The sequence below is a fragment of the Oxalobacteraceae bacterium OTU3CINTB1 genome (assembly GCA_024123955.1).
Taxonomy (GTDB): Bacteria; Pseudomonadota; Gammaproteobacteria; order Burkholderiales; family Burkholderiaceae_D; genus Rugamonas.
On record CP099652.1, the window covers coordinates 3,191,645 to 3,208,084 of the forward strand.

Consider the following 16,440-nt stretch of genomic DNA (forward strand, 5'->3'; position numbering starts at 1 on the left):
CGCCAATAACCGATTTTTCTATGCGTTCGATATTTGCAGTGCTGCTCGCATGTTCCTTGCCATGCGCGGCCCACGCGGCCGATTGGCATCCGTTCCGTTGGTATATGGCCAGCATCGGCGGCGGTCCCGTCGAACGGGTGGCGATGTTGTTGCCGGTGAAGGTCAACGGTGTCGATTGCCGGGTGCAGCTCGACACCGCCGTCGGCCAGGAGTTGATTTGGACCCGACAGTCGCCGGCGGTACAGCCGCAGCAGCCCGCTGCTTCTGCCCAGCCGGCGCTGATCGAACTGGCCGGCATCCGCAAGTCCGTTTCCGCGCAAGCGGCCAACCTCGAACCGCTGACAGCGGAAAATTGTTCGGCGGGGACCATCGCCACCGTAGGCAGCGCCTTTTTCGAGCACGGCACGCTGACGCTGGACCTGGGCCGCGCGCGCTTCGCGTTCGCGGCGTCTGCCAGGCTGGCCGACGAGCCGGCGGCCAGGCCATTCCGCTACACGCGCTTGGCCGAGGGCGGCGGCCCGCCGCTGGTGGAACTCAAACGTCCTGGCGGCAAGACCGGCTACGCGGTGCTGGACACCGGGTCGGCGCGTTTTGACCTGGCGGCTCTCACGCGCCAGCAGTGGGACGACCTGTCCGGTGGTTTGCCGCCGGAAGCGGGGCCGAAGGTCAGGGCATTTTCGGTACCGAGTTGGGGCCGGCAACTGCCTTGTTACGAGACGATGCTCGACGGCGGCTTCGAGGTCGGCGGCGCATCGGTCCCGCAAGCGAACGTCTCATACTGCATCGACGAAGGCTTCCGGCCACCTGCCGACACGCTCGGCGTATTAGGTATGCGTCCGTTTGGCGACCGCGTGATCACGCTCGACTTCCTGTCGCAGCGCTGGCGCCTGTCGGACCGGCCATCCTCAAGCGGCCTGTAGCCGCTGCTGCAACAAGGCCAGCACGGCCGCTTCCTCTGGACGCAGCGCGTGCAGGTCTTCCTTCAACTCTTCCTTGGCGCGCTGGCGCAGCGCCGTCAGCATCGTGCCGTCGAGATACGACTCAATTACCGCCGGATGCACATAGCATTTGCGGCAGATGGTCGGCGTGTTGCCGAGCTTTTTGGCCACCGATTCGATGGCCTGCACGATGTTCTTCTTGGCCTGCGCCTCGGAGTCGTACTTTTCATACTCCAGCAGCGCCACCGCCGCCAGCACCGTGCCCGACCAGGTGCGGAAGTCCTTGGCGGTATAGTCCTCGCCGGCGATCGATTGCAAATATTCGTTGACGTCGGCCGAGCCCACCGTGTGCGGGTTGCCGTCGTCGTCGACGTACTGGAACAGCTCCTGGCCCGGCAGGTCCAGGGTGCGGCGGATGGTGTTGGCCAGGCGCCGGTCCTGCACCTGCACGGTGTGGTTGACGCCGCTCTTGCCCCGGAAGCGGAATTCGACCTTGGTGCCGTCGAGCCGCACGTGGCGGTCGCGCAAGGTGGTCAGGCCGAACGATTTGTTCTCGCGCGCGTATTCCTCGTTCCCGATGCGCATCATCGTCGCTTCCAGTAGGTAGACGATGGTGGCGAGCACCTTTTCACGCGGCAGGCCCGGCAGCTTGAGCGCGGCGTCGACGGCCTTGCGGATGGCCGGCAGCGCCTTGCCGAATTTGAGCATGCGCTCGTACTTGGACTCGTCGCGCACAGACCGCCAGCGCGGGTGGTAGCGGTACTGCTTGCGGCCGCGCGCGTCGCGTCCCGTCGCTTGCAGGTGGCCCAGCGGCTGCTTGCAGATCCAGACGTCAGTCCAGGCCGGCGGTATCACCAGCGACTTGATGCGCGCAAGCATGTCGGCGTCCTTGATCTTGTCGCCATCTGCGTCGACATAGTAGAAGGTCTTGCCGCGCTTGCGGCGCGCGATGCCGGGCTGGTCGTCGTGCACATAACGCAGGCCGGCCGATTTGGCCGCCGCCGACGCTTCCGCCGCCGCGTCGGCCGTCGCGGGTATCGCGGCCGGGGTGTTTGCCGCTGGGTGATCGCGCTTCATTACTGTCCTCGTCTCTCAGGTTAGGAAATAATCCTACCTCTTGAAACAGGGCAATGATGTGCGATAGCGCACGGTTTAATCCATGCGTTTGAGGCGCTGGCCAACGATGCTCCACTTACATGGCGTGCCGTCGACGGTGCCGCACAATACCCAGCCGGTGCCGATCTTTTCGACGCCGATCTCGCACTCCAGTTCCTTGGCCAGCTTCTCGGCCCAGCCGCGCGCCGCGCCCTGGCCTTTGAACAGTTCGTTGCCTTCGTAGATCACGGTGGCGTCGAATACGGGGGCGGCAAAGATGGTCATGATGGGGCTTTCTTGAAATCTGAAAGCGACATTGTGCACCAAATCGCCATGTCTGCGACCATGTCCCGGCTTTACCACTACGTCATTCGACGTATTCCCCGCCTTGCCCCCGCTGGCTAAAGTTGCAACATTAGTTCAACAATAGTCCAACCAAGGGGAAACACGATGCGTCTGAAACGGGGAAGCCGGCATGTGCTGCTGGCGGCGGCGGTGGCGGCGGTGGCAGCGGGTATGTCCAACCCGGCTTGCGCCGGCGCGACGATCAACATGGGCGACGACAAGTCGGTCAGCGTCGGCTTCGGCCTGCGCGAGAGCTTCACCAGCGCGGAAGACGCGGCGCCCAACGGCAGCGGGCGTTCGCAGGACTTCAACCTCGATAGCGGCCGCCTGTACTTCGGCGCCTCGCTGAACAAGAACATCAAGGGCATGTTCAACACGGAGTGGGACGGCGACAAGATCCGCGTGCTGGACGCCGCCGGCCAGTTCGCCATCTCCCCCGAATTCAATATCTGGGCCGGCCGCCTGCTGTCGCCGAGCGACCGCGCCAACATGGCCGGTCCTTACTACTCGATGGGCGGCGGCTACTGGGCCGGCGTGGCCTCGCGCTACGGCTACAACGGCGGCATCTTCCGCGGCCGCGACGACGGCGTCGTCGTCTGGGGCAAGGTCGCCGACGGCAAGCTCGGTTACTCCTTCGGCGCCTTCGAGGGCCACACCTTCGGCATCGGTTCGCTGACGCAGTCGCAGGCCAAGGCGGCCGGCGTCAAGGCAGACGACTCGCTGATGTACGCGGGCCGCCTTCAGTACGACTTCTGGGACGCGGAACCGGGCTACTACGGCACCGGCAATTTCCTCGGCAACGCCGACATCCTGTCGATCGGCGTGGCGGGACGCTATCAGAAGGACGGCATCCTGACCGTCGCCAAGAGCGGCAAATACAGCTCCTACAACGTCGACTTCCTGATGGAAAAGCGCATCAAGGGCTCCGGCGCGGTGGCGGTGGAAGCGGCCTACTACGACTATGACACCGACAATATCGTCCTCGCGGAGCAGGGCAAGGCCTATTCGGCCGGCGTCTCGTACATCTTCGAGCAGAAAGTCGGCTGGGGCAAGGTCCAGCCGTTCGCGCACTGGCAAAAATTCTCCGCCGATACCAACATCGACACCAAGCAGCTCGACGCCGGCGTGAATTACGTCATCGACGGCTATAACGCCCAGGTCAGCGCCTTCTACTCGAAGACCAAGGTCACCAGCGTGGCCAGCCAGGACAAGTTCTCGGTCACTTTGCAGCTGCAATACTAATCTCGCCACCCACGGAGTTATCACATGCAAAATCGTCGCAATTTCATCGGCACCATCAGCCGCATCGCCGCCGCCACGTCCCTGCTGGCCGCCGGTGTCAACGCTTACGCCGCCGACACCATCAAGGTCGGCATCCTGCACTCGCTGTCCGGCACCATGGCCATTTCCGAGACGTCGCTCAAGGATGTCGCCTTGATGACCATCGACGAGATCAACGCCAAGGGCGGCGTGATGGGCAAGCAGCTTGAGGCGGTGGTCGTCGATCCGGCCTCCAACTGGCCGCTGTTCGCCGAAAAGGCGCGCGGCCTGATCGCCCAGAACAAGGTGGCCGCGGTCTTCGGCTGCTGGACCTCGGTGTCGCGCAAGTCCGTGCTGCCGGTCTTCAAAGAGTTGAATAGCCTGTTGTTCTACCCGGTGCAGTACGAGGGCGAAGAACTGGAAAAGAACGTCTTCTACACCGGCGCGGCGCCGAACCAGCAGGCGATTCCCGCCGTCGAATACCTGATGAGCAAGGACGGCGGCGGCGCCAAGCGCTTCGTGCTGCTGGGGACCGACTACGTTTATCCACGCACCACCAACAAGATCCTGCGCGCTTTCCTGAAAAGCAAAGGCGTGAAAGATAGCGATATCGACGAGGTGTACACCCCGTTCGGCCATTCCGACTACCAGACCATCGTCGCCAACATCAAGAAGTTCTCGGCCGGCGGCAAGACGGCGGTGATCTCGACCATCAACGGCGACTCCAACGTGCCGTTCTACAAAGAGCTGGGCAACGCCGGCCTGAAGGCGACCGACGTGCCGGTGGTGGCGTTCTCGGTGGGCGAGGAGGAACTGCGCGGCGTCGACACCAAGCCGCTTCTGGGCCACCTGGCGGCATGGAACTACTTCGAATCGGTGAAGAATCCAGTGAACACGGACTTCATCAAGAAGTGGAAAGCCTACGCCGTCGCCAAGAAGCTGCCGAACGCGAAAACGGTCGTGACCAACGACCCGATGGAAGCGACCTACGTCGGCATCCACTTGTGGGCGCAGGCGGTGGAGAAGGCCAAGTCGACCGATACCGACAAGGTGATCGCGGCGATGGGCGGCCAGACCTTCAAGGCGCCGTCGGGCTTCACCCTGACGATGGACGCGACCAACCACCATCTGCACAAGCCTGTGTTCATCGGCGAGATCCGTGCCGACGGCCAGTTCAACGTCGTATGGAAAACGCCGGGTCCGGTGCGCGCGCAGCCTTGGAGCCCGTACATCCAGGGTAACGAGGGCAAGCAAAAGCTGTAATCGGGAGCCGGCCGCCGTCCGGCGGCCGGCTTCATTAGAGGAAGACGTATCTTGAAAAAACTCCTGCTTATCGCCGCACTGCTGCTCACCGGGGCGGCACAGGCGGCCATCGACAGCGCCTTGCTGGCGCCATTAACCGGCGACGACGCCGACGCCCGCATCGTGGCGGTCGGCCGGATCGGCGCCCTGGCCAATGACGACGCCACCCGCCTGCTGATGGCGATGAAAAACGGCGACGCCTACGCGACGCCGGACGGCCAGGTCCTGATCGTCACCGACGACAAGGCCTACAACCCTGCCACCGGCGCCACCGGGCCGCTGCCCGAGGGGATCGATGGCCTGATGATCAACAACCGGCTGCGCGGCGCCATCGACGACGCGCTGTCGGCGCTCAAACTCCTGTCCCCCGACCGCACCGAACGCCTGGCGGCCGTCACCGAGCTTCAAAAAAGCGTGACCCTGGCGCAGGCGCCGCTGATCGACAAGGCGCTCGCCAAGGAAACCGACGCGGATATCCGCCCCTTGCTGCAACTGGTCGCGGCCACCGCCAACCTGCAATCGCCCGATGCCGTCAAGCGCAAAGCGGCGGTGGAGGCACTGGCCGACAGCAGCAACGCCAACCTGCGCCCGACACTGCAGGTGATGCTGAACAAAAACGCCGACGGCACGCCGGCCGAACCGGATGAAGGCGTGCGCGTCGCCGCCGCACGCACCCTGGCCGCCATCGACAGCCGCCTGGCGCGCACCGAATTTATCGGTAATGTCTTCTACGGTATCTCGCTGGGCAGTGTATTGCTGCTCACGGCCTTGGGCCTGGCCATCACTTTTGGCCTGATGGGCATCATCAATATGGCGCACGGCGAGCTGCTGATGATCGGCGCCTACACCACTTATCTTTGCCAGACGGCCTTCCGCCAATATTTCCCGTCGGCGGTGGACGCCTACCTGATCGCCGCGCTGCCGGCCGCCTTTCTGGTGACGGCGGCGGTGGGTGTGGCGATGGAGCGCACGGTGATCCGGTGGCTCTACGGCCGTCCGCTGGAAACGCTGCTGGCCACCTGGGGCATCAGCCTGATATTGATGCAGGGCGTGCGCACCATCTTCGGCGCGCAAAACGTCGAAGTTGCCAATCCATCGTGGATGTCGGGCGGCGTGACGGTGCTCGGCAACCTGGTGCTGGCCTATAACCGCATCGCCATCATCGTCTTCGCCATGATCGTGGTGGCCGGCGTGTGGCTGATCCTGAACAAGACGCGACTGGGCCTGTTCGTGCGCGCCGTGATGCAGAACCGCCGCATGGCCGGCTGCGTCGGCGTCTCGACCGCCAAGATCGACATGATGACCTTCGGCCTGGGCTCCGGCATCGCCGGCCTTGGTGGCGTGGCGCTGTCGCAGCTGGGTAACGTTGGCCCGGATTTGGGCCAGGGTTACATCGTCGATTCGTTCATGGTGGTGGTGCTGGGCGGCGTGGGTCAGCTGGCCGGCACCATCATCGCCGCGATCGGCCTCGGTGAGGCTAACAAATTCCTCGAGCCGGTGGCGGGCGCGGTGCTGGCCAAGATCGCCATCCTGATCTTCATTATCATCTTTATCCAGAAGCGGCCGCAGGGTCTGTTCGCCATGAAAGGCAGGAGCGCTGAATGATTCATAACTCGCCGGTTCAAAGTTCATTGTTCTCGCGCCGGGCGTGGAGCGGCATCGTGGCGACCTGCGTGGTGCTGGCGGCGCTGCCGTTGCTAAACCTGGTTTTCCCGGACGGCCACGCGCTGCACGTGCCAAGTTACATGGTCAGCCTGATCGGAAAATTCATGTGCTACGCGCTGGCCGCGCTGGCGTTAGACATGGTGTGGGGCTACGCCGGCATCCTGTCGCTGGGCCACGGCGTGTTCTTCGCGCTGGGCGCCTATGCGCACGGCATGTACCTGATGCGCGCCATCGGCAGGGACGGCGTGTATCAAAGCGATCTGCCCGACTTCATGGTTTTCCTCGACTGGAAAACCTATCCATGGTACTGGACCGCGACCGACAGCTTTTGGTACTGCCTGGCGCTGGTGGTGCTGGTGCCCGGCGTGCTGGCGTTCGTGTTCGGCTTCTTCGCCTTCCGCTCGCGCATCAAGGGCGTGTACTTCTCCATCATCACACAGGCGATGACGTATGCCTTCATGCTGCTGTTCTTCCGTAACGACACCGGTTTTGGTGGTAACAACGGCTTCACGGACTTCAAGCGCATCCTCGGGTATGCGATCAGCGCGCCGGGCACCAAGGCGACCCTGTACCTGGTGACCCTGGCGGTGCTGGCCGGCTCGCTGCTGCTATGCCGCGCGATCGTGCAATCGAAGCTGGGAAGGGTGCTGCAGGCGGTGCGCGATTCGGAGTCCCGCTTGATGTTCATCGGGTATAACCCGCTGTGGTTCAAATTATTCGTGTGGACCCTGTCGGCGGTGCTGTGCGGGATCGCCGGCGCCTTGTATGTGCCGCAGGTTGGCATCATCAACCCGTCCGAGATGTCGCCGGCGAATTCGATCGAGATGGTGATCTGGGCAGCCGTCGGCGGGCGCGGCACGCTGATCGGTCCTATCATCGGCGCGTTCTCGGTCAACGGTTTGAAGAGCTGGTTCACCGGCGCCTTCCCGGACCTGTGGTTGTTCGCATTGGGGTTAATATTTATTTTAGTGACGCGCTATCTGCCGCAGGGCATCGCCGGTCTGGCGGCGCGTTGGGGCAACGGTTCGGGCAAGGCCAAGGAGGAGGCGGCATGAGCGGAAACGAGAGCTATGACCGCGTTGCAGGCCAGGGACTGGATACGACGCACGGCGCGATCCTGTACCTGGAGGAGATCACTGTCTCGTTCGACGGCTTCCGGGCGCTGAATAAACTGAGCCTGGATATTTCGGTCGGCGAGCTACGATGCATCATCGGACCCAATGGCGCCGGCAAAACGACCATGATGGATGTCATTACCGGCAAGACGCGGCCGACGTCGGGCACCGCCTGGTTCGGCCAGACGATGGATTTGAGCCGCATGACCGAGTACCAGATCGCGCACGCGGGCATCGGCCGCAAGTTCCAGCGCCCGACCATCTTCGAGCAGCACACGGTGTTCGAAAACCTGGAACTGGCGATGAAGACCGACAAGCGGGTGCGGCCGACGTTATTCGCGCGGCTGAACTCCGAGCAGCGCGGCAAGATCGACGAGATCCTCAAGCTGATACGCCTGCACGGCAGCGAGGCGCGCTTGGCCGGCCTGCTGTCGCACGGCCAGAAGCAGTGGCTGGAGATCGGCATGCTGCTGATGCAGGAGCCGCAGCTGATTTTGCTCGACGAGCCGGTGGCCGGCATGTCGGACGCCGAGACGGCGCGCACGGCGGAACTGCTGAACGAATTGCGCGGCAAGCATTCGATCATGGTGGTCGAGCATGACATGGCGTTCGTGACGGAGATCGCGCAGCAGGGCGTGGTGACGGTGCTGCACGAGGGCTCGGTGCTGGCGCAGGGAACAATGGCGCAGGTGCAGTCCGACGAGCGGGTGATCGAAGTCTATCTGGGACGCTGAAGAATATGCTGCAAGTTGAAAAAATCAATCAGTACTACGGTTCCTCGCATACCTTGCGGGGCGTGTCGCTGGAGCTGGAACGCGGCAAGTGCATGGCGCTGTTGGGCCGCAACGGCGTGGGCAAGACCACCTTGTTGAAGTGTTTGATGGGTGTGTTGCCGGTGTCGGCGGGCAGTGTGAAGCTGGAGGGACGCGACATCACGCGCATGGCGCCGCACCAGCGGGCGAGGGCGGGCATCGCCTACGTGCCGCAGGGACGCGAGATATTTGCGCGCCTGACGGTGGAGGAAAATCTGCTGATGGGGCTTGCCACGCATAACGGCAAGAAGGCCGGCATCATCAAGGGCGAGGTGTACGAGCTGTTTCCGGTGCTGAAGGATATGCTGCACCGGCGCGGCGGCGATTTGTCCGGCGGCCAGCAGCAGCAACTGGCGATCGCGCGCGCCTTGCTGGCGGAGCCGAAGCTGATCATCCTCGACGAGCCGACGGAGGGTATCCAGCCGTCGATCATCAAGGACATCGGCAATGTGATCCGGCTGTTGCGCCAGCGCGGCGACATGGCGATTCTGCTGTGCGAGCAGTATTTCGATTTCGCGCACGAGCTGGCGGACCAGTTCATGGTGCTTTCGCGCGGCGAGGTGGTGGCGTCGGGCGCGCAGGCGACGATGGGCGATCCGGACGTCAAACGCCATCTGGCGGTTTGATACGGGATATTCCCGCTATTGAGAAAGCAAATACGCCGCCATGTCGCGCGCGTCCGATTCGGTAACGTCCATCGCCGGCATCGCCGTCTCCGGATTGATTTGCCGGGGATCGCGTATCCACCGCGCCAGGTTGGCGGCGCTGTTGGGCAGGTGGCCGGCGATGTATTTGCGCGCCGCCAGGTCTTTCAGCGGTGGACCGACAAAGGTATCCGGCCCGGTCACGCCAGGAATCACATGACAGGCGTTGCACGCGTATTGACTGAGCGCGAGCCGCCCACGCAAGGCGTCCGCGTGGGCGCGCTCGGGACGGGGTGCGCGCGGCTGCGCGCCGGCCTGTTTGGTAATGGCCGCATACGCCTGCGGCGACATCTCCGGCAGCGCGACCAGGAAACCGACCACCGCCCACAAATCCTCGTCCGCCAGATGGAATTCCCACGCGGGCATGCCACTCATCTTGATGCCGTGGCGGGTGATCCAATACAGTTCATTCGGACGCCAGCGGCGCGAGGCGTCTGCCAGAGGTCCCGGCACCGGCTGCATGCTCTTGCCGATATCGTCCTGGGCGACGCCCGGCGCGCCGTGGCACACCACACAATTGTCCCGATATAGTCCGGCTCCGCGCAGCAGTGCGGGCGAAGATGACATGCCGCCCGACGGCGCCCGCGCCTTGGCTAGCGCCACGAACGTTGGCGTTTGGATGTCGCGCGCATAGTGCCGCACCGATTCGCGCATGCCCTGTTCAAGCACCGTGTGCACCGGCTGGAAGTGCAGCTTGGTCGAGGAAATGTCGTAATAGCCGCCGAAGAAAACCACCGCGCCCACGGCCGCGCCCAGCGCTCCGAGCGTCGCCAGCGTGGCGGCGACGGTGATCAAAACGAGTCGTCGGCGGTGCATCGTCATCGTTCGAGCCCTTCCCCGAACGGGCCGACAACGCCGCGCCGGCTGGTGTTCTGTTGAAAATAGCGAAATGATATGTTTCTTGTATTATAGCCATTCAACTGGCTTGAGCAGGTTCCAATCGTGCGCATCCTTTCCTTCTCCCTACTGGCGTTGTTGGCCGCCTGCGATACCGGCGAGCAGGCGCGTTCGCCGGTGCCGGGAGGCGATGTCGGACGTGGCAAGCTGCTGCTGGCGCAGTACCAATGCGGCTCTTGCCACCAAATCCCGGACGTGGCGGCGGCGCGCGGCACGCTTGGACCGGCACTGGAGAGCTATGGCCGCCGCAGTTATATCGCCGGCCAAATTCCCAATCGTCCCGATGCGCTGGCGCGCTGGATCGTCGATCCGGCGTCCCTGAAGCCCGGCACCGCGATGCCCGCCATGGGCGTCTCGGAGGCGGACGCCCGCGACATGGCAGCCTACCTGTACGCGTTGCCATGAGCGTATCCAAGAGTCCAACCGAGTGGCTGCAATCGGCGCTGCACCCGGCCGGACCGGATGCCGCCGTCATCGCGCAACTGACATGGATATTGTTCATCGGCGGCACGCTGCTCTTCATCGGCGTGATGATCCTGTGCGCGATGAGCCTTCGCGGCGGGCGCCCGGTACGGCCGATGGTCTGGATCGTCGGCGGCGGCGTGTTGCTGCCGCTGGTGCTGCTGTCGGCGTTGCTGGTGTTCGGCACCTGGCGCAGCGCCCAATTGAGCCAGCCGACGTCCCAGCACGCGATCAAGATATCGGTGATCGCGCGCATGTGGTGGTGGGAGGTGCGCTACACCGATCCCGCCGGCGGCGAGGATATCGTGCTGGCCAACGAGATCCGCGTGCCGCTCGGCCAGCCCGTGTATCTGGGCCTGAGCAGCGCCGACGTGATCCACAGCTTTTGGGTGCCGGCGCTGGCGGGCAAGGTGGACATGGTGCCGGGCCGCGTGCACGGCATGAGCTTGCAGGCGGATCGCGCCGGCGTGTACCGCGCGCAGTGCGCCGAATACTGCGGCGAGCAGCACGCGCGCATGGCCTTGCATGTCGTGGCGCAGTCTCCGGCCGAATTTTCCGCGTGGCTGGCTGCGCAGGCGCGGCCTGCCGGCATCGTGGTACAAGGAGGCGAAGTCGAACGCGGGCGGCGCGCCTTCGACGAACAGCGTTGCGCCGCCTGCCATACGATACGCACGGGACCAAACAGGAGCGCGACGTCGGACAACGGCGTCGCCGCCCTGGGCCCGGACCTGACGCACGTCGGCAGCCGCCTGTATCTGGGCGCGGGCACCTTGCGCAACGGGCAGGGTGCGCTGGCGGCGTGGATCGCCGATCCGCACGTCGCCAAGCCCGGTGTGCGCATGCCCGCCAGCGCCGACATGGACGGCGCCACCCTGCGCGCGCTGGCCGCTTACCTGGAGCAGCTCAAATGACGGCGGTACGCGATCTCCCCAGCTCCCTGCCAAGGCCGGCGGGAGAGCTCGAACAACTTGAACGGGTCTGGCGCACGCCGCGCGGCCTCGCCTTCCTCACTTCAGTCAACAACACCACTATCGGGCTGCTTTACATCGGCACCGCGCTGCTGTTCTTTATTCTCGCCGGTATCCTGGGGTTGATGATCAGGGCGCAGCTGGCGGTTCCGGAGAACGCGCTGCTCAGCGCCGGCACCTACAACCAGGTGTTCACCATGCACGGCACGGTGATGATGTTCCTGTTCGCCATTCCCGTGGTCGAGGCGATCGCCGTGTTCCTGTTGCCCGGCATGCTGGGCGCGCGCGACCTGCCATTTCCGCGCCTGTCGGCCTACGCGTTCTGGGCCTACGCGGTCGGCGGCCTCGGTTTTTTCATCAGCCTGTTCTGGGGTCTGGCGCCGGACGGCGGCTGGTTCATGTATCCGCCGCTGACGGGCAAAGAGTATTCGCCCGGCCTGAACGCCGACTTCTGGTTGCTGGGCATAGGCTTCATCGAGATCTCGGCGATCGCCGGCGCCATCGAGCTGATTGTCGGCATCTTGTTTACGCGGGCGCCTGGCATGACCCTGGGCCGCATGCCGGTGTACGCGTGGGCCATGCTGGTGGTGGGCGTGATGATCGTGTTCGCGTTCCCGGCGGTGATCGCCGGCACCACCTTGCTGGAACTGGAGCGCGCCTACGACTGGCCTTTCTTCATTCCCGCGCGCGGCGGCGACCCGCTGCTGTGGCAGCACCTGTTCTGGTTCTTCGGCCACCCTGAGGTGTACATCATCTTCCTGCCGGCCGCCGGCATGGTGTCGACGATGATCCCGGCGCTGGCCGGCACGCCGCTGGTGGGGCACCGCTCGATCGTCGCCGCGCTGGTGGCGGTGGGCTTCTTCAGTTTCGCGCTGTGGGCGCACCATATGTTCACCGCCGGCCTCGGGCTGCTTGAAACGAGCCTGGTGTCGGCGGCCAGCATGGCGGTGGCGATACCCACCGGCGTGCAGGTGTTCGCGTGGATCGCTACGCTGTGGCGCGGGCAGGTGCGCATCAACGCGCCGACCTTGTTCCTGCTCGGTTTCATGTTCATCTTCGTGCTGGGCGGCCTGACCGGCGTGATGGTGGCGGTGCTGCCGTTCGACTGGCAGGTGCACGACACCTATTTCATCGTCGCCCACCTGCACTATGTGCTGATCGGCGGCCTGGTGTTCCCGATGTTCGCGGCGCTGTATTACTGGATGCCGCTGGTGAACGGCAACCGCATGTCGGAGCCAGCCGCGCGCTGGGTGTTCGGGTTGATGTTCGGCGGGATGAATTTGGCGTTCTTCCCGATGCATATCACCGGTTTGCTCGGCATGCCGCGCCGGGTGTACACATACTCGCCCGAGATGGGATGGGACCTTCTGAACCTTGTATCCAGCATCGGCGCCTTCGCGCTGGCGCTGGGTGTGCTGGTGTTTATCGTCGACGCGGTGCGCACCTTGCGCCTGCCGGAGCGCGAGCATGGCAATCCGTGGAACGCGTCCACGCTCGAATGGCTGCCGGCCGACGATTACGCCACGCGCAGCATTCCGCAGGTGGAGTCGCGCGAGCCTTTGTGGGACAGGCCGCAACTGGCGCGGGAGGTGGAAGAGGGCGCGCACTGGCTGCCCGGCACCGCGACCGGGCGGCGCGAGTCCATCGTCACCAGTCCGGTGGCCGCGCGCCCGCTGTATCTGCTGGTGCTCCCGGGCGACAGTTGGTGGCCGTTCGCCGCCGCAGTCGGCACGGCCGGCTTCTTCCTGCTGCTGACGATCAAAATGACCTTGGTCGCGTGGGCCTGCGGCATCGTGGCAGTGGCCTCGGTGCTGGCGTGGATGTGGCAGTCGGACACGCCGCCCGTGCAGCGCACGGCCAACGTCTCCGACGACGTGTCGTTGCCGGTCGGTGTCACCGGCACGGCCTCGCATTCGTGGTGGGGCACGGTCATCATGCTGGTGGTGGACGGCACCATCTTCGCCGCCTTCCTGTTCGCCCATATCCACATATCGATGCGGCTGGAGGTATGCCCGCCGCCGGGCAGCCGCCTGCCCGAACCGTTTTGGCCGCTGCTGTCGTGTGGTTTGCTGCTGGCCGGGTCGCTGCTGATCGAATGGACCCGGCGCACCTGCGCCGTCGTGCCGGACAAGGCGCGCAAGGCGCCACGCCGGGGGCAGGGCTGGCAGCGGCTGGCGATCGCACTGGCGTTGGCGTGCATGCTGGGCTCCTTCGGACTCGATCTGCGCGGCCAGGCGCTGGCGGGTCTCGATCCGACCGGGCACGCCTGGGGCGCGACGGTGGCGGCGATGCTGGCCTATCAGGGCCTGCACGCGGTGCTGCTGTTCATCCTGGCGGGTTATCTGTTGGTCCGTTCCTGGAGCGGCAGGCTGACGCCGCCCGCCCGCGCGACCCTCGACAACTGTGCGCTGGTGTGGCACTACGCCACGCTGCAAGGCATCGTCATCGCGGCGGCGGTGCAGTGGCTGCCCAAACTGATGGGATGATCATGCGCACCCAAGACCGGCTTTTGAGTAAAATGACGCTGGCGGTGGCGCCGCTGCTGATCTGGGCGGCGCACTTCTTTTTTTGCTATGCGTGGACGGCTGCGGCCTGCCAGCGCGGTGCCGATCCAGGCTTGGCGCTGACGGTGGCGTCGGTGCTGGCGCTGGGCGCGGCGGCCCTTCTGCTGGCGCGGGCGGTACGGCCGGCATGCCGCGCGTCGCAGCCTGTGCGCCTGGTCGTCTGGGTCCATTTGGCGTCGGCGGCGCTGGCGCTGGCGGCCATCGTGTGGACTTGCGTGCCCATGTTGATGCTGGAGATGTGCACCGCGCCTTGAGCCTCCCTGGCTGGTTTTTCGGCCGTCGGCGCGGCAACGTTTTGTGACAAAGCGCGCATTTTCGCTGTTAAATATTGTGCTACATTGCTTTGTTTTCTTTTTGAGTGGCGCCCGCGCCGCGTCGTCACATGCAAGTAAAGCATTCGCTGTACGCGTTCCTGTTGTTGATGTTCGCGCTGTTCGCATTGTATTTTTACTCCAGCTTTCCACGGCCTGCGAGAGCGCCGGCGTCGCCGCATCGCCCCGCAGACGCCTGGCTGGCCAATCCGCGCGCCGCGCACCATGCGCCATCGGCCGATACGGTCCGTGTCAATCTTCCAGCCGTCGCCACGGCCGTGCCGCTGGCGACCCAAATCGATCTTCTGGTCTCCACCGGCGTGCCGGCCGACGCGTTGCGCGCTTACTGGCTGGCGCAGGGCTGCATCGACTTCGCGGAGAAGGGCATAGCACTGACGGAGGATCCACAAAGCCAAACGTTTTTGCGTGGGCTGACCGACGAGGAATATCGGGCGCAGACGGCACTTTGTGCCGGTCTCACGGAGCGGATCAAGATGTCGCGCCTTGACCATCTGGCGATCGCCGCCAGGGCAGGGGTGAGCGGGGCGGACGACGCGTTCCTGCGTGTCGGTCCGTTCGGCGATCGCAGCGCGCTGAAGACGCGGCCGGACGATCCGTTGGTGAAGGCGTGGCGCGTGGAGGCGGAGAAGTTGTTGACGGCCCACGCGGAGGCGGGCGACATGATAAGCATGCTGACCTTGATGCAGGAGTACAGCTATGGCGGGACGCTGGACGCCGATCCGGCGCTGGCGCTGCGCTATACCTACGCGGTGAGCGATATATTCGATCGGATGCTGGCACGGAGCGACCCGAATTTCCCCAATCCTTACAAGACCCAGGTGGAAATGGCGTTGAAGGGGCCACTATCGACGCAGCAGGTCACCACGGCGATTGCCGCCGGCAAGGACATGGCGGAGAAGGCGGCCGAGCAGCAGGCGAAGAATCGCGCCGCCGCCGGCCAGTGAGCGCCGGTTAGTCGACAGGAGCGCAGACCTACGATGGGCAAGCCGAATATCTCCAGTGCCGTCGCCCCCGAGTTGCTGGCGGGTTGGCTTGCCGCACGGTCGGTCGCGCGCGGCTTGCCGCTGCCGGTAGCCGACAGTGGCGGGCTGCGCGTCGACACGGGATCGGACATCGAAGTTCGGCGCTATGTGTTCGCCGGACCGGTGCAGGAAATACGCGAGCTGGCCAGGTCGATTACGCAACCGCGCACCTTCATCAAAATGATCGGGCCAGCCGAACAACTGCTGGAACTCGTGCCGGCCGCATGGCAATTGCAGCCCGGCGCCCACGTCATGGTCCACGATGGCGCACAGGATGCGCGACCCGCCTTGCCTACAGGGTATCGGCTGGAATTGGTCATGGAAGGCTGCACCACCCTGGCCCGTATTTTCAGCGTCGGTGGCGACCTGGCCGCCAGCGGCTATGCGGCCGAATACGGCGGGACATTCATTTTCGACCGCATCATCGTCGAGGAAGCGCATCAGCGACGAGGGTTGGGCAGGGCGATGATGGCGGCGCTGGGTTCCGCGCAACGCTCAGGCGCCACGCGGCGGGTTCTCGTGGCGACCGATGCTGGGCGTGCCCTGTATTCGACGTTAGGCTGGACTGTTATTGCGCCTTATTCCACGGTGGCGACTTAGCACGCTTCATTTCGCCTCCGTGTGGTCATGCAATAGCGCGTCCAGTGCATCGAAACGCTGTTCCCACATCCGCCGGTTGACCGCTACCCAGTGCGCGAGAACATCAAGTCCGTGGCCGTCGAGCTCGCACATGCGAACGCGCCCCACCTTGCGCGTCTGCAGAATTCCGCAGGTTTGCAGTACGCGAAGATGCTGGGAGATAGCGGTAAGCGTGACATTCAGCGCCGCAGCCAGGGCGCTGACCGATTGCGGCCCCTGGGCGACCAGCTTAACGATCGCGCGGCGGGTGGCGTCTCCGAGCGCGGCGAAAACCTGGTCCGCCGCGTCCGTGTGCATTGCCTGTACTTGGTTCATGCGAG

The 16,440-nt window shown here is 64.6% G+C and carries 17 protein-coding genes; 13 read left to right on the plus strand and 4 right to left on the minus strand.

Annotated elements, in window-relative coordinates:
- The first annotated feature begins 20 nt into the window (after window positions 1–20).
- Window positions 21–920, plus strand: coding sequence for a hypothetical protein (locus NHH73_14055; protein ID USX29337.1), 900 nt, complete (start codon window positions 21–23; stop codon window positions 918–920).
- On the opposite strand, the gene NHH73_14060 is transcribed toward NHH73_14055, so the two are convergent.
- Window positions 906–2,015, minus strand: a complete 1,110-nt coding sequence (locus tag NHH73_14060) for a DNA topoisomerase IB (protein USX29338.1) — start codon at window positions 2,013–2,015, stop codon at window positions 906–908. The genes NHH73_14055 and NHH73_14060 overlap by 15 nt on opposite strands.
- Before the next feature lie 75 nt (window positions 2,016–2,090).
- Complete coding sequence (locus tag NHH73_14065; protein ID USX29339.1) at window positions 2,091–2,318, minus strand: hypothetical protein; 228 nt, start codon at window positions 2,316–2,318, stop codon at window positions 2,091–2,093.
- Window positions 2,319–2,483: 165 nt separating this feature from the next.
- Here NHH73_14065 and NHH73_14070 point away from each other — a divergent pair, with 165 nt between their 5' ends.
- Genes NHH73_14070 through urtE form a run of 6 tightly spaced genes read left to right on the plus strand, consistent with a single transcriptional unit; the run spans window position 2,484 to window position 9,158 of the window.
- Window positions 2,484–3,620, plus strand: a complete 1,137-nt coding sequence (locus NHH73_14070) for a porin (protein ID USX29340.1) — start codon at window positions 2,484–2,486, stop codon at window positions 3,618–3,620.
- Between the two features lie 24 nt (window positions 3,621–3,644).
- Window positions 3,645–4,901: an urea ABC transporter substrate-binding protein gene (gene urtA / locus NHH73_14075; protein USX29341.1), complete on the plus strand. Its 1,257-nt coding sequence runs from the start codon at window positions 3,645–3,647 to the stop codon at window positions 4,899–4,901.
- 51 nt (window positions 4,902–4,952) lie between these two features.
- Window positions 4,953–6,545: an urea ABC transporter permease subunit UrtB gene (gene urtB, locus NHH73_14080; GenBank protein ID USX29342.1), complete on the plus strand. Its 1,593-nt coding sequence runs from the start codon at window positions 4,953–4,955 to the stop codon at window positions 6,543–6,545.
- A complete protein-coding gene (urtC, locus tag NHH73_14085) occupies window positions 6,542–7,660 on the plus strand; it encodes an urea ABC transporter permease subunit UrtC (GenBank protein ID USX29343.1) in 1,119 nt (372 codons plus the stop codon). The genes urtB and urtC overlap by 4 nt, the downstream gene beginning before the upstream one ends.
- Window positions 7,657–8,454, plus strand: a complete 798-nt coding sequence (urtD, locus tag NHH73_14090; protein USX29344.1) for an urea ABC transporter ATP-binding protein UrtD — start codon at window positions 7,657–7,659, stop codon at window positions 8,452–8,454. The genes urtC and urtD overlap by 4 nt, the downstream gene beginning before the upstream one ends.
- A 5-nt stretch (window positions 8,455–8,459) precedes the next feature.
- Window positions 8,460–9,158, plus strand: coding sequence for an urea ABC transporter ATP-binding subunit UrtE (gene urtE / locus NHH73_14095; GenBank protein ID USX29345.1), 699 nt, complete (start codon window positions 8,460–8,462; stop codon window positions 9,156–9,158).
- A gap of 15 nt (window positions 9,159–9,173) precedes the next feature.
- Here urtE and NHH73_14100 read toward each other — a convergent pair whose 3' ends face one another.
- A complete protein-coding gene (locus tag NHH73_14100) occupies window positions 9,174–10,058 on the minus strand; it encodes a c-type cytochrome (GenBank protein USX29346.1) in 885 nt (294 codons plus the stop codon).
- A gap of 120 nt (window positions 10,059–10,178) precedes the next feature.
- On the opposite strand from NHH73_14100, the gene NHH73_14105 reads away from it, so the two are divergent.
- From NHH73_14105 to NHH73_14130, 6 genes are all read left to right on the plus strand, one after another.
- A complete protein-coding gene (locus tag NHH73_14105) occupies window positions 10,179–10,538 on the plus strand; it encodes a c-type cytochrome (GenBank protein ID USX29347.1) in 360 nt (119 codons plus the stop codon).
- On the plus strand, window positions 10,535–11,506 hold the full coding sequence (locus NHH73_14110; GenBank protein ID USX29348.1) for a c-type cytochrome: 972 nt from the start codon (window positions 10,535–10,537) through the stop codon (window positions 11,504–11,506). Before NHH73_14105 ends, NHH73_14110 begins: the two co-directional genes overlap by 4 nt.
- Entirely contained in the window at window positions 11,503–14,049 is a 2,547-nt protein-coding gene (locus tag NHH73_14115) for a cbb3-type cytochrome c oxidase subunit I (GenBank protein ID USX29349.1), read from the plus strand. The genes NHH73_14110 and NHH73_14115 overlap by 4 nt, the downstream gene beginning before the upstream one ends.
- A gap of 2 nt (window positions 14,050–14,051) precedes the next feature.
- A complete protein-coding gene (locus tag NHH73_14120) occupies window positions 14,052–14,381 on the plus strand; it encodes a hypothetical protein (GenBank protein ID USX29350.1) in 330 nt (109 codons plus the stop codon).
- A 128-nt stretch (window positions 14,382–14,509) separates the two neighbouring features.
- The gene (locus tag NHH73_14125) at window positions 14,510–15,403 is read left to right on the plus strand and encodes a hypothetical protein (GenBank protein USX29351.1); all 894 of its coding nucleotides are present in this window, start codon (window positions 14,510–14,512) and stop codon (window positions 15,401–15,403) included.
- 33 nt (window positions 15,404–15,436) lie between these two features.
- On the plus strand, window positions 15,437–16,081 hold the full coding sequence (locus tag NHH73_14130; protein USX29352.1) for a GNAT family N-acetyltransferase: 645 nt from the start codon (window positions 15,437–15,439) through the stop codon (window positions 16,079–16,081).
- A 6-nt stretch (window positions 16,082–16,087) separates the two neighbouring features.
- Here NHH73_14130 and NHH73_14135 read toward each other — a convergent pair whose 3' ends face one another.
- Entirely contained in the window at window positions 16,088–16,435 is a 348-nt protein-coding gene (locus NHH73_14135; GenBank protein USX29353.1) for a metalloregulator ArsR/SmtB family transcription factor, read from the minus strand.
- Between the last annotated feature and the right edge of the window lie 5 nt (window positions 16,436–16,440).